Below are 13,954 nucleotides of genomic sequence, written 5' to 3'. Positions count from 1 at the left end.
GGGCGGTGGGGCATCTTTTCAGCCCCACCTGACGCACTGGAGCACATGATCGCCGTAGGGGCCCCGGCCAAACACATCCACCCAGCCGGGCACCACCAAAAAACAACCGGGCTTTGCAGGAGACGGCTGAGCACATCCACCCGGGCACACCAACAAAAGACCGGGCACGACCTGACAGCGGCGCGACCGGAACCGGTCACGCGCCCAGCACGCGCGTCTCACCCCCGGGCAGGGACTTCCACCAGGCGAGGTGTCTGGTGTGGATCGGACTCGGCCGGTCGCCCAGGAACCCCGTCAGCGACACGGCTTCGTCCTCCAACTGCTCCCACACCGGTCCCGGCAGCGCCTCGAACGCCGTCACCTCCACCCCGGGGTCCGCCGGGCGCCACACGCCCGCGACCCTGCCGTCCACCAGCAGTGCGGGGAGGAAGTCGCCGTTGACCCTGGTGAGGTGCCCGCGGTGCTCGGCGGGGATGAGGCGCGTGCGGTCGTGGTGGGCCAGCAGGACGTTGTCCCACATGGGCAGCAGCCGCGGCGGGGCGGGCACGTCCTCGTCCGGCAGCGGCGCGTCGGGCACGTCCAGCAGCGGTGGGCCCGTCTGCGCCGGGTGCTCGACCAGGTCGAGCGACCCCAGCACCGCCCGCACCCGCCCGCGCCGCACCCCGGCGAATTGGGCCACGTCGGCCACCGTGGCGGGCCCGTAGGCGGCCAGGTACCGGCGGACCAGCTCGGCCAGCCCCGCCGCGACCGCCTCTTCCGACAGGTCCGGGGCGGGTGCGGCGACGAAGCTCGGCCGGTCGCCGAACGACCACGCCGCCCCGGTCGGCGCGTGCCAGAGCGGCGCGTAGAAGCGCATGCCCCACCACGTGCCCGGCCACCCCTGCTCGGTGAGCCAGGATTCCAGCTCCGCCTTCGTCGCGGGCTCGGCGGCCCGGCCTGCCAGCGCTGCCGCCAGCGGCCCGGCCTCGTCCGGCTCCGCGGCGAAGCGGTCATCGCCCAGGTGGGCGCGCAGCGTTGGCTGCACGGCGGCGCGCAACGGCGGGTGGTCGGCGCGGTGGACCGTGTGCAGGGTGCCGCGCAGCAGGGTGCACTTGACCAGGTCGAAGTCGCGGTAGGCCGCGTCGACCTGCTCGGCGGTGACCCCTTCCAGCCGGTTCCACAGGGCCAGGTAGGGCGACCCCGGCTGCTGCGACTGGAGGCCGACGAGCCTGCGCACGGCCTCGGCCGGGTCGAGGGATTCCCGGGTCAGCAGCATCTGCCGGGCCAGCGTGCTGCGGTTGAGCCTGCGGGGGGTGAGCGCCATGCCGGGCAGTATCGCCACAGCGGCCCCGCAGCGGGCACGTCGCCCCCGCAGCGCCCGCGCGGACACCCGTCAGCGGGTCACGGCGCCGCTGCGGGAGTGGTGTTGGGCGAGGGCGGAACCTCCGCCGGGCAGCCCGGCCCGGAAGTCGGCGGAGCCGGCCGCGTTCCGCTTGAGCAGATCGACGACGTGCACGGGAGTGCTCAGGCCCACGCCTGGCGGGTCACTGCGGCTGCACGGCGGCGTAGAACCGCTTCGCCAGTTCGCGCACGGGTCCCCGGCACTGCTCGGTCTTCCCCTCGGCGGGGTCCTCCGGGTTGCTGCCCGCCACGCTCACCACCGCGTTCTCGTCGAGGACCTCCAGGGTGCAGCCCGTGGTGTCGTCCCGCTTCCAACGGGCAGCCGAGCCGAGGTCGGAGCCGCTGTCCTCCTCGCGCGCCTGCCCGCGGCCGAGGAAGTCCTCCTCGGCCCGTTCCGCTCCGGGGTGGACGCCGGTGACGTCCTCCGTGGTCTCCCAGTACTGGACGCTGAGGACGACGAGCGCGGCATCCGACTGGAAGGGGCAGATCCGCAGGGACCAGCCGGGGCCCTCCTGCTCGTCTTCCGGCCGCGGGGGCGGCAGGTCCCCACCGAGCTCCCGCTCGATCTCCGGGCACCCCTTCCAACCCGCTGGGGAGTACTTGACCGGCGTCGGAGGTGGCGTGGTCGAGGTCGTGGTCGGGCTGAACGCGGGCGGCTGGATCGGCTCGACACCGCAGCCGCTGACGAGCGCCACCGCCGCGGCCACCACACCGACGACCGGTCGCCACGCGTTCAAGGGGTTTCTGCTCATGGTCCCTGTCTCGTGATGGGGCGCGGCCTCAGCCGCTGACCGCCTGCGGCCACCCGCGTTCGGGGAGCTTGCCGTCGGTCATCATGCTCATGATGTCCCGCACCTTGCTGAGCGCCTCCGCGAACCTCTTCGCGATGCCCACCAGGTTGTCCAGGGACTGGGTCACCAGGGTGCCGATGGCGCCCGCGAGGTCCTTGACCGCGAACGGGATGCCGACGACGGTCGCTCCCTCGATCGCGGCGGTGACCAGCGCGCCGATGAAGCCCGTCGCCATCTTGGCCAGCTCGGTCATGTACTCGATGTTGTACTTGGCGATGTCCATCAGCCACTTGCTGACGCCGTCCGCCTTCGTCGAGACGGCGCTGATCGCGTCGTTCTGCGCCGTGACCCGCTCCGCGTACGCACTGGCCGCGGGACCCTCCCAGTAGTTGGCCAGGAACGTCGTGGTCTTCTGGTGGGTCAGCCCGTTCACCGGGGCCTGGACGTCCTCGATCCAGTTGAAGGACTGCACGATCAGCGACACGACGGGCATGTGGTGTTCCACAGCGGTCCTGATCAGCCGGAACAACTTCTCCAGGCCGTCGCGGATGGTGTCGAGGGCGGGGCGGATCGCGAGCATCGCCGGACCGAGCACGAAGCGCCAGTCGTTGATGTGGTGCACACCGGCGTTGAACTTGTCGCCGCACTCCCGGGCCTTGTCCTCGAGCCCCTGGAACCCCCGCTCGAACAGGTCGAGCATCTCACCGGAACCGGACATCGGGTCTTCAACTCCTACACGCTGTAGAACTTCGCGAGATCGATCTCGTTGACGCTTTCCGTGCGGTCGTACTCGTCCGCGATCCTGCGCAGCGCCACGTCGATCTGGTTGAACTCGGTGACCGCTCCCCGGAGGACGTTCTCGATGAAAGCGCGGAAGTCCTCGTACTGACCGGCCTCGAGTTCGGCGTTGACGACCCCCGCGGCGAGGGTCATGAGGTCGCCGACGAAGAAGGCGGGAGCCGTCAGGTAGGTCGCCGCCACCGCCTGCACGATCGGCTCCGCCTTGTCCGCCTTCTCCTGCCAGAGCTTGGCCTCTTTGCGCAACTCCGATGTGACGACCTTGTAGTCAGCCATTCTCGCCCCTCTTGCCCAGCACCTTGAAGCCGTCGAAGTAGTCGTCGTCCGCCACGTCGCCGCCGGTGCGCGGCCGCGCGGCCGGACGTGGTCGCGCGTCCGGTTCGACGCCGAAGCCCGCGCGGGCGAACAGGTGCGCGACGTCCTCGGCGAGCGCGGTGCCGGACGGGTTGTCGAGCGCCTGCGGGTTGCCGTGGATCGCGATCGGGCCGCCGTCGCGCACGTGCATCGTGAGGTACCCGAGTGGACTCCGGACCTCGGTCGTGGCGACCGGCGGTGCCTGCTCCCGGCGCCGGATCGCGTCGTACTCGGCGTCGATGGCGTCGAGCCGGGACCTGGTCCTCGCGATGAACTCCTCGATGGGCAGTTCGGCGAGGTGCACAGAGGACTCCTCCGGCGCGGGCGGTCCCGGCTGGCTCCCCGGGCTCTGGGGCCGGTGGGCGAACTCCACGGCGAACGCGCGCTGGACCGCGGTGATGTACGTGTTGTAGAGCGCGGCCGGGAACGCCTCCGGCCGCAGCCGCTCGTACCACCGCGGGCGGATGTGGACGTTCGTCACCATCTGCGCCCTGTCCACTGTGACGGTGATCAGCCCAGCCGGGTCGCTGGCTTCGTAGGTTTCCGCGGGCCGCAGTTCAACACCACCCGGACGGGTGAGCTCGGCGAAGCGGGCTCTCGTCTGCGGGTCGTCGGGAACGTTCAGACCGGCCAGCTCGATGTGGCCCAGAGGCACAGTGCCCCCTTCCGGATCGCGGGCAGCTCGAAGTGGACATTCGACGCGGTGCGCGGCGATCGTAGCGGCGCGTCGCGGGGGACGTGCGCGGTTCGGGGAGATCGACCGACAACCGGGCGGAGATTCACCTGGTCTGCTGAGGACAAAGGTGGGGCGAGGCCACCGCCGGTTGGCCCCGGGCATCGGAGGGTGCCCTCGTGATCCCGCCTTCGACCAGGAGACCAGCGCCCACCGCGGTGGGCCACGCGATCGCGGGCTCGACCGCGCCGAGTACCGAGAGTAGTCAGGATCACAATTTTCTAAGGCTAGCCTTACCTTAAAATAAGTGAATCATCCTCGACAACCCTGGGAGAGTCCGTTGAGCCGTCCCCTGCGAGTCGCCGTGGTCGGCGCGGGTCCCGCCGGCATCTACACCGTTGACGCGCTCATCAAGTCCGGGGCCGACGTCGGGGTGGACATCTTCGAGCGGATGCCCGCGCCGTTCGGCCTCATCCGCTACGGCGTCGCCCCCGACCACCCGCGGATCAAGGGCATCGTGGACGCCCTGCACCGGGTGCTGGAGAAGCCGGGCGTGCGCCTGTTCGGCAACGTCGACTACGGCACCGACCTCAAGCTCGAGGAGCTGCGCCAGTTCTACGACGCCGTCGTCTTCGCCACCGGCGCCGTGGACGACCGGCCCCTCGACGTCCCCGGCGTCGACCTGGTGGGCAGCCACGGGGCGGCCGACTTCGTCTCCTGGTACGACGGGCACCCCGACGTCGCGCGCACCTGGCCGCTGACCGCCCGCTCGGTCGCCGTCCTGGGGGCGGGCAACGTGGCCATCGACGTGGCCCGCGTCCTGGCCAAGTCCGCCGAGGAGATGCTGAGCACCGAGATCCCGGACAACGTCCACGCCGGGCTGGCCGCCAGCGCCGTGACCGACGTGCACGTGTTCGGCAGGCGCGGCCCCGCCCAGGCCAAGTTCACCCCGCTGGAACTGCGGGAACTGGACCACTCCCCGACGGTGGAGGTCGTCGTCGACCCGGAGGACATCGAGTTCGACGAGGGTTCCCTCACCGCCATCCGGGCCTCCAAGCAGGTCGACATGGTGGTCAAGACGTTGCAGGAGTGGGCCATCCGCGACGTCGGCACCCGCCCGCGCCGCCTGCACCTGCACTTCTTCCACGCCCCGACCGCCATCCTGGGCACCGACGGCCACGTCACCGGCCTGCGCACCGAACGCACCGAACTGACCGGCGACGGCACCGTGCGCGGCACCGGCACCTTCCACGACTGGGACGTGCAGGCGGTGTACCGGGCGGTGGGCTACCGCTCCACCCACCTGGCGGACCTCCCGTTCGACCACGTCTCCGACACCGTCCCGCACAGCAGGGGCCGCGTCCTGGACCTGGACGACGACCTGGTGCCCGGCGCCTACGTGTCCGGCTGGATCAAGCGCGGCCCGATCGGCCTCATCGGCCACACCAAGGGCTGCTCCTCGGAGACCGTGACCTCCCTCCTGGCCGACGCCCCGACGCTGCGCCCGGCGCCCCAACCCGAACCCGGCGCGGTGGTGGCGTTCCTGCGCGAACGCGGGATCGAGTTCACCACCTGGCAGGGCTGGAAGAACCTCGACGCCTACGAACGGGCCCTCGGCGCACCCCACGGCCGCGAGCGCATCAAGGTCGTGGACCGGCCGGAGATGCTCAAGGCGTCCCGCCAGGGCTGACCGGGAGTCGGGACCCTTTCCCTCCGGGGAGCCGGGGTAACGCTCCGGCTCCCGTCCTCGCGACTGGCCAAGGGGCGTGCTGTCCCGGGCGAGGACAGCGACCGCGGGTGGGTCAACTCCCATCCAGGAACCGCAAGACCCCGTCAGGTCCGCCTGAATCGACGATCCCACTGAGGCAATCCGACATCGCGGTCAGCCCACCCTCCGGGATGATCACGAGATCGGGGCACTGGAAGTACGCCCCGCCAGAGCACTCCCGGTCTCCCCCACCGATTCATCACTCGTTCGATCGCACGCGGTGTCATGAACGTGGCACTCCACTGCGTCCCATCCTGGAGGAGGAGCTCCGCGTCAACGTCGACGGTTTCCTCGTCGTCCTCCGCGCCCAACATGAAGATCGCGGTGACCCGCTCCTCCACCCGGAGGAGCGGGTCACTGATCATGCAGCTGCTCCAGCCCCGAAACCACCTTGGACTCACAAGCCTCCGACCGGCCAGGCGATGGACTCCGGTCGGAGGGTCAGCAGAGGCAGGCGCGATGGGCTTTCGCCAGCGCGCCTGCCTCGAAGTCGACCCTGCCCTGTTCCCAGGCGCGGAGCAGCACAGCCCGCAACGAGGCATAGTCGACCCCGGCGGAACGCCGACGGCCCACAGGCGTCCCGAGTTGTCGTCGCGGCCCCGTCAGGGCTCGAGGAGGTCTCTGAGTTCATCGTCCCGATCCTGAGGCACGTCTGGCCGTCGTTCAGAACACGTACAACGCCGTTTCCAGGTCGGCGCCGATGCGGCTCAGCAGCGCCAGGTGGGCTGCTTCCAGGACGAAGCTGGAATTGACCTCGTCCTCCCCGGTCACTCCCAGCACCACGCTGAACAGGATGCCGAACCCCGCGCCCGCGAGGACGAGCAGTTCCGGCTCGGCCCGTGCTACGCGATCGCAGGCCTCGATCAGCAGCGCGGACACGTCGGTCCCGGAGTCCCCCGAGACGCTGAACTCGTACGCCACCCGGACATCCTGGTCCAGCCAGGTCGACCGCGGGGTGAGGTCCGACCGGTGAAAGCCGAGTGCCTCCAGCCTGGGGGTGAGCCCCGGGACGTCCGCGGGGCCGGACGCGTTGAATTCGACCCGCCGCGGCGGGGGTTCCTGCCGTGTCATCCAGGACCCCAGTCCTTGTGGTGGTAGGTCGGGATGATCGGCCCGCCCTTCGCTCTTTCTGCATGAGGACGTATCCGCTGGAGGTGTCCACGAACACATCGTGGTGGACGACCGGAGCCTTCCCGGCGTCCTGCCAGGACTGTCCGGGAGTCGAGGGTCCGCTCCCACCCTCCCCTCCCGGGAGCCGAGGCAGCGCTCCCACTCCCGATTCTGGCCGTCACTCCTCGCCCGACTGTTCCCAATCGGCTCAAGCATCGGTTCCCCCCTTCCCGATGCTGCCGACGCACGCGGCGTCGAAGGCCGCGGTTCATGCGTACAGCGAAGCGTTGTGAGAGCAGTCAGGACCTCGCAGCCAGCCTCGACACCGCACCGCTGCCCCGGCTACACGAGGAACCACGACTTGCCCCGCGGTGCGACCACGCAAAAGAGGCCGTCGAAGTGACGGCCTCTTTTGCGTGGTCAACAGTGATGCCCGAGGAGAGTCAAACCCCCCAGAATCTGCGAACTCATCAACCAAGCGAGTTGTCCAGGGTTCTCAGCCCAAAGTCCCACCGCCGTTGACACAGGGCCTCAACCTTCCCGGACCACTCTTCCCGATCCTTCACTACCGCTTCGAGACCATTGCAATCCCGCCCGTCGCCAGAGCGAACAGACGAGCGAACACAATTCGGGCGGCCAGGCCGCAATCAATTTGTTCCAGCGACCCGAACCTGGCGGGATCGATATCGATCGTCGCGATCGCACCCGCATTTCCGCCGTCCACGGTCGAAAACAACACAAGGCACCGGTACGCCCGTACAACCCCCTCGCGCTTCTCGCGCATCCATGTCTGGATGACGACAGAACCCTCCTTGACCTGGCTGCGGAGCGCGTCCACCGAGCTCCATCGTGTCGCCCAATTTCGACCCTCTGCCTCCAATTGAATTTCAAGCAGCGCGTCGAAGCTGATTTGACACAAACGAAAGTCGAGATCGGTCGGGTTTACCATCGACATCAGATGCCACTACTCCCCATCATAGACATCGATGCGAATCTGCGTGTCCGACGGCAGACGCCCGTCCATGATCCTGGCCCGGATTTCATCCCACCGGTGATGCCCTCCCAAAATCACCCCTCCACGCGAAACGACAATCCCGTCTCCCTTTCCCGCATCATTGATGCTGGCCAGGAGCTCATCGTTGCTCAAATACTCATGATACCACTGGGAGGCCGGGTCCCTGGTCGACTGGCCTGGGGTGTACTTGTCAGCGAGATCGCCAGCTCGTTCGGTGCGCGAAGACCATCCACCGCAGTTGTGCACCAGGACAGGGGCCTCGCCCGCGAAGGCGTAATAGGTGTGGATGCCCTCGACCGAGAGGTTGTGGACGGTGGTCGAGGTCGTGCGCGGGGTCAGTCCGGTGATGCGGACCCGGTCGCCCGTCGGTGTCAGCAGCCAGTCACCCGTGCGCAGCGCGGCAGCGGGGAGCCAGTCCTGCCGCTCCGGGAGCCAGAACGGGTGGTCATCGGTGGCCGTCAGGGTGGAGTCGGCACCGCCGGTGGTGACCGTGATGTCGATGAGGTCCTTGACGCCCGTGCCGACGATGGTCGCGACGACCGTGCCCGCCGCTGTTCGACCGGACACCGGGTCGGTCGCGAGGACCTCGTCGCCGACCCTGATGTCGCCCAGTGGTTCACGTGACCCGTCCGCCAAGAGCACCGGCGTGTCCGGGGTGAAGCTGTTCTTGCAACCCGGGGGCTTGCTCGCGCGGATCTCGTCCTTCAGGTTGTTGACGCGGCGCATGTCCTCGCGGGCCGCGTCGATACTGGCCATGACGTTGTCCGCGCGCTTCCATACGGAGCGGATCTTGTCGAGGATCTCTGCGGCCTTGAGGATCTTGCCCCACGGGATGAGGCTGGCGCAGGCGAGGATGTCCACGTCACCGAAGCAGTCGCGGACGTCGTTGTAGCCGATGAGGTCGCCGAGGATTTCTGGGGCGCTCTCCAGGGCCACGTCCATCCACGATTTGTTGCTCGTGGCCAGTTGCTTCTTCTTCTCGTAGTCCTCCCTCGTCATGCCGCTGCGTTTGATCGCCTCGTCTTCGGTTTGGCGTTCCTCCGCGGCCTGCCTGCGCCGTTCGTCGCGGGCGTTGGACTGGTTGTTGATGTGGTCTTCGAGGATCTGGATGACCTGCTGGATGACCTGCTGGACGACCTGCCAGATCGAGCACCACCAGCCGCAGCCGTCGGCCCGCATGCCGGAGGGGTCGCTGTAGGTGGTGGGGTTGTTCTTGGCGTAGGTGTAGCCGTGCATCTCCTGGGGGTCGCCCGCGTCGAAGAAGGGGTCCACGGAGATGAAGCGGCCGAGGGTGGGGTCGTAGTGGCGGGCGCCGAGGGACACCAGGTTGATGGAGCTGTCCTGGGTGCCGCCGACGAAGCCCTTCTCGCCGGGGAAGGTGACCGGGGCGCCTCGGGTCTCACCGAAGGGCTTCTGCCTGCGCTGGGTGACCGACAGGGTGGTGGCGTTGATGGCGATCTGGTTGGTGCCCTGGTGGTCAGAGGCCAGCCAGGTGACGCCGCCGCCCTGGCGCATGGCCACGACCTGGCCGCCGTGGGAGTAGTAGCGGGTCGCCGTCTTGGTGCCGGTGGTGGTGTCGAGGCGGACCTCCTGGCTGCCCAGGTAGAGCGTCACCGCGCCGGGTTCGCGGCGGATCAGCCGGTTGCCGTCGGCGTCGTACAGGAACGAGGTGATCTTGGTGCCCTCGGTGACCTTGGCGAGGTTGCCCTCGGCGTCCCACTCCAGGACCTGCCCGGCGCTCGCCAGGTTGCGGGTGACGGCGTTGCCCGCCGCGTCGTAGGAGTACTGGTCGAGGGCGGTGGTGCCGCCCGGCTTGACCGTGGTGACCGAGGCCAGGCCGTGGCCGGTGGGCTCGTAGGCGTAGGTGCGGGTGGTGTCGCCCGCGGTGGCGTGCTCGACCTCGGCGGTGCGGTTGCCCACTTCGTCGTAGGCGTAGCTGTTCCAGTACGGGGCGGGGCCACTGAGACCGGCGGTGGACGGGGCGGCGGCGCAGGTGCCCGACGGGGTCCACGCCTCGGTCATCCGGCGCAACCGGTCGTAGGTGAAGCACTGGACGTCGGCGGGCTTGCCGACCGGGGTGTCGGCGATCGAGAGGATGTTGCCGACGTCGTCGTAGGTGTAGTTCAGGTCGGCCACCATCGGCTGGGGGACCTCGGCGTCGACGATGGTGCGGCTGAGCCTGCGGGTGTTGTCCTCGTAGACGTAGGTGAGCCAGGCCCGCTTGCCGCCCTGGCCGAGTTGGAGGTGCTGCACCTCGCCGTAGCGGGTGAACTCGGTGTCGGCCACGTACTCGGTGGTGCCGCCGGAGCCGCCCCACGACCGCTTGGCCCGGCCGTCGTCGGTGTAGGAGGTGCTGAACATCTCCTGCGCCAGGTTCGCCACCGCCGGGTACTGCACGGCGGCGACGCTGCCGTCGACGTTGTAGGTCGCCAGGTCGGTGTAGGTGCCCGCCAGGGCGCCCTCGGCGGCCGGGATCACCACGTCGGTGCGCAGCGGCTGGTAGCGGGCGTTGTAGGAGAACACCTTGGCCGTGTAGGCGTTGGCGCCGACGTACCGGGTGGCCGAGGCGGGCTGCCCCTTGCCCCTGGTGACCGTGTCGTAGGTCCACTCGGCGAGCTTGGCGCCGGTCGGCGAATCCTTGTGCAGCGCGGTGCGCCTGCCCAGCACGTCGTAGGTCGTCGCCAGGGTCTGGCCCCGGCTGTCGGTGGTGGTGACCGGGCGGCTGGCCTCGTCGTAGGTGGACGTGGTCGTGCCCTGGTCCGGGGTGGTGCTGGAGACCACGCGCCCGCGCAGGTCGTAGGTGTAGGACCAGGTGTTGTTCTGCGGGTCCTTGACCTGGGTGATCTGGTCGGACGCGTCGTAGGTGTAGGTGGTGGACTGGTAGGGGCCCGTCGGGGTGGCCGACGCGGTGTGCTGGCGCTGCTCGACCATCCGGCCGCGGGCGTCCTGCACCGCGGTGGTGGCCGTGCCACCCTCCGGCGGGGTGGTGCTGACGGTGTCACCGGTGTAGGCGGTGGTCGTGCGCCACTTCTCCACGTTGTGGCCGGAGAAGATCTCGGCGATCTGCCTGCCCGCGCCGTCGTACTCCCGGCGGACCTGGCCCGGGACCTGCCCGTCGGCGGCCAGCCAGATGTTGTTGTCGACCGCGCCGTCGTTGTAGTAGGGCATCGAGCCCTTGTAGGCCCGGCCGTGCGAGTCGTACTGGTAGTCCGACAGCAGCCTGCCGGTGCCGCCCGGTGCCGGGCTCTGGCTCTGCCGCTTGCGCAGCAGGCCGTCGTAGAGGTCGGTGGAGCTGGTGTGGACCCCGTTGGGACCCAGCCACGAACTGGTGACGGCGTTGGGGCCGTCGTTGCGCGTGAGGTAGGTGAAGCTGGCGTTCGGCGACTCCGACGGCGTGGCGGCCCGGTTGCGGTTGGCCAGCCACACGGCGGTGAGCCTGCCCAGGGAGTCGAACTCGGACTCGGTGACCCGGTTGTTGGGGTCGGTCACCTTGCGGGGCTGTCCGGTGCCCGGCTCCAGCAGGGACGTGGTGGTGAAGCCCTTGGCGTCGGTGGCCGTCGTCTGGGTGACCGGACCGCCCACCGCCGGGGTGAACGCGGTCTTGGTGGTGTTGCCGAGCGCGTCGGCGACTTCCAGGCGCCGCCCGGTGGTGTCGTAGACGACGGTGGTGGCCAGGGCGCGGACCGGGCCGCCGGCAGGCCGCTCGGAGAGCACCTCGACCCTGGTTGCCGCCCCCCTCGTGGGTGCGACCCCCTCGGCTTGGTTGTCGTAGTGGGTGAGCGTGTCGCTGACGGCGTCGGCGGGGAACACCGGGGTCGCCGCACAGGACTTGGCGACGACCTCCTCCCGCACGGCGAACGACAGCAGCCAGGCCGCGGTGTTGCGGGCGTAGGTCGTGCGGCTGCAGCGGTCGTCGGCCGCGGTGGTGGTGTCGCCCTGGTCGTCGATGGTGGTGACCAAGCCGCGGTCGTCGTAGGTGTACTGCTTGCGGGTGGTCCGCCAGCCGCCCGCGGTCAGCGCGGTCAACTGGCGGACCGCGCCCTCGCGGACGATGTAGGACTTGAGGTCGCCGCGGGTGGCCGTGGGGCCCTGCCAGGTCGGTTCGCTGATGCTCTTGGACACGGCCGGGCCGGTGTCGCCGTCGTGGGTGACCGTCTCGCGGAGCCTGCCGCTGAGCCAGTTCTCGTCCGGCGCGCTGCCGCCCTCGGAGTCGGTGACGTTGACGACCTTGGTGCCCGTGGGCAGCTTGTCGCCGTGCATGCCGCGGTAGTAGCGCTGCTCGATCCGGGTGCGTGGACCGTCCTGGCCGGAGCCCTGGCGCAGCACGACCCGGCCGTAGCCGCGGAAGACGTTCCAGGTCTTGTCCTCGGGCTTGGTCAGCTCCGACTCGTCGTAGTGCCAGGCGGCGCCCTCGTGGTACTCGTAGGAGCTCTCCGTGGCCAGCGAGCCCGCCACCCGGTCGTACTGCGACACCTGCGACACGACGTACTTGTGGAAGTGGTCGGTCCGCAGGGGCGACCCGGGCGGGGACCACTTGACCGGGAAGCAGCGCAGGGTGTTGGTCTCGGGGTTGGCGGGCAGTGACGTCGGCGTGCAATCCGGTGGGTGGTAGGCGATCGAGGTGGTGCCGCCGGACTCGGAGGTGATCGCGTTCATCCGGAACCGGGCCAGTGCGGCGAACCCGTCCCCGGACTGCACGCGGTTGGGCAGGCGGACGCCGTCGAACACCGTCTCCGGCAGCGTGGTGTCCGCCGCGGCGGCCAGGTGCCCGGTGTGCGTGATGCCGCGCAGCCACAGCGCGGGCTTCTCGTTGTCGCCCGCGTCCGGCAGCTCGTGCCGCAGGGTCCAGGAGTCGACCGGGTCGAAGGTGGAGGTGCCGGGGGTGCGCACCTCCGCGGTGATCTTGGTGAGCTTCTTGGCGGTCCAGAACGTCGGCGAGAGCCGGTCCGGGCACGTGGTGCCGTCGCACTTGAGGTTGAGCGGCACGTCCGGGTAGTTGTTCGGTGAGGTGAACGCGCAGGTCGAGCCGTCGACGCAGCGGTCGGCGACGGTGAAGCCGACCCGGGCGGTGGCCTGCACGGCCGGGTCCCCCTCGCGCAGCCCGTAGTCCACGCTCTTCAACCAACCGCCGCGCACGTACTCCGCGGCCGAGCTGTTGTTGTTGATGCCGTAGAAGTTCTTCTCGGTTTCGTACTCGTAGAGCATCGCGTTGCCGAACCGGTCGACGACCTTGTCCAGGTTCCACCGGTAGGGCTGGGTGCACGACGAGGTGGCGAAGGTGCTCCCGTGGCAGGGTTCGAGGGCGTCGTCGCCGAAGACCGGGACCGTCCACACCGACTTCGACGCGGGCCTGCTGCCGAAGAAGTACTGCGTGCCGTCGGTGGTGGTGACCTTCCAGCTCTCGTCGTCGGCGTAGCCGCCGTCGGGGTTGCCGAGGCGCTCGATGCGCGACCCGTCGTCGGCCCTGGTCCGCCACCGCTGATCGGCGTCCATGACCAGCGGCCCGCCGCCCCCGCTGAAGGACAGGGTGGCGTTGTCGGTGCGCCAGCACTGGTCGCGCGGCTCATCCGGGTCGGTGCCGTCGATGTCGTCCGGGCACGAGCCGTAGGAGCGCTCGACGTAGCCCGGCCACAGGCTCCACCCGTCGCCGATCCACGACGCCTGGTTGTTGGTGGTGCTGGTCAGGCCGTCGACCGCGCTGGAGTTGTAGGACAGCGCGAGTTCGGGCTGCTGCCCGCCGGGGGCGGGCGGCAGCCGCAGCGGGTAGTTCCAGGAGAAGTCACCGGTCTGCGCGGTGACGTTCCAGGACGCCGACCGCTGCGGGGCGGTGGTGGTGTAGTTGCCGGTGCCGGGCAGCGAGGTGCCGCCCGACTGGTTGCCGTGCAGGGCGTTGGGGCCGACCTCGTCGCCGGTCGTTCCGGGCCCCACCCCCTGCTGGGTGGCGGGGACGGAGGGCAGGTCGGCGGGCGAGTACGACGGCCCCCCGGTCGCCGCGGCCCGGGTGGGGACGGTGACGACGGGGATCAGCGCCGCTGTCACCAGCACGATGAGCGATCTGATCGCTC

Annotated in this window: 9 protein-coding genes; 1 reads left to right on the top strand and 8 read right to left on the bottom strand. The window is 69.6% G+C overall.

Annotated elements, in window-relative coordinates:
- Nucleotides 1-196: 196 nt before the first annotated feature.
- From UO65_RS08370 to UO65_RS08350, 5 genes are all read right to left on the bottom strand, one after another.
- Nucleotides 197-1,303: a winged helix DNA-binding domain-containing protein gene (locus UO65_RS08370; protein ID WP_035280286.1), complete on the bottom strand. Its 1,107-nt coding sequence runs from the start codon at nucleotides 1,301-1,303 to the stop codon at nucleotides 197-199.
- 220 nt (nucleotides 1,304-1,523) lie between these two features.
- Nucleotides 1,524-2,132, bottom strand: coding sequence for a hypothetical protein (locus UO65_RS08365; protein ID WP_152552019.1), 609 nt, complete (start codon nucleotides 2,130-2,132; stop codon nucleotides 1,524-1,526).
- A gap of 28 nt (nucleotides 2,133-2,160) precedes the next feature.
- Nucleotides 2,161-2,889 carry a hypothetical protein gene (locus UO65_RS08360; protein WP_052020903.1) on the bottom strand — a complete coding sequence of 243 codons (729 nt, stop codon included), beginning with the start codon at nucleotides 2,887-2,889 and terminating at the stop codon, nucleotides 2,161-2,163.
- Between the two features lie 14 nt (nucleotides 2,890-2,903).
- Nucleotides 2,904-3,245, bottom strand: a complete 342-nt coding sequence (locus tag UO65_RS08355) for a hypothetical protein (RefSeq protein WP_035280282.1) — start codon at nucleotides 3,243-3,245, stop codon at nucleotides 2,904-2,906.
- Nucleotides 3,238-3,978, bottom strand: a complete 741-nt coding sequence (locus UO65_RS08350; protein ID WP_035280280.1) for a hypothetical protein — start codon at nucleotides 3,976-3,978, stop codon at nucleotides 3,238-3,240. Before UO65_RS08350 ends, UO65_RS08355 begins: the two co-directional genes overlap by 8 nt.
- 358 nt (nucleotides 3,979-4,336) lie before the next feature.
- Here UO65_RS08350 and UO65_RS08345 point away from each other — a divergent pair, with 358 nt between their 5' ends.
- Complete coding sequence (locus tag UO65_RS08345) at nucleotides 4,337-5,686, top strand: FAD-dependent oxidoreductase (RefSeq protein WP_084175395.1); 1,350 nt, start codon at nucleotides 4,337-4,339, stop codon at nucleotides 5,684-5,686.
- Between the two features lie 741 nt (nucleotides 5,687-6,427).
- Here the strand turns inward: UO65_RS08345 and UO65_RS08335 are convergent.
- The 3 genes from UO65_RS08335 to UO65_RS08325 form a co-directional block, all read right to left on the bottom strand.
- On the bottom strand, nucleotides 6,428-6,835 hold the full coding sequence (locus tag UO65_RS08335) for a hypothetical protein (RefSeq protein ID WP_035280275.1): 408 nt from the start codon (nucleotides 6,833-6,835) through the stop codon (nucleotides 6,428-6,430).
- Between the two features lie 604 nt (nucleotides 6,836-7,439).
- Entirely contained in the window at nucleotides 7,440-7,829 is a 390-nt protein-coding gene (locus tag UO65_RS08330; RefSeq protein WP_035280274.1) for a hypothetical protein, read from the bottom strand.
- Nucleotides 7,830-7,838: 9 nt separating this feature from the next.
- Nucleotides 7,839-13,934 carry an RHS repeat-associated core domain-containing protein gene (locus UO65_RS08325; RefSeq protein ID WP_052020902.1) on the bottom strand — a complete coding sequence of 2,032 codons (6,096 nt, stop codon included), beginning with the start codon at nucleotides 13,932-13,934 and terminating at the stop codon, nucleotides 7,839-7,841.
- Nucleotides 13,935-13,954 lie beyond the last annotated feature (20 nt).

Origin of the sequence: Actinokineospora spheciospongiae (assembly GCF_000564855.1) — a bacterium.
Taxonomy (GTDB): domain Bacteria; phylum Actinomycetota; class Actinomycetes; order Mycobacteriales; family Pseudonocardiaceae; genus Actinokineospora; species Actinokineospora spheciospongiae.
Note: the sequence above shows the minus strand (reverse complement) of the source record. Positions and strands in the feature narration are given on the sequence as shown.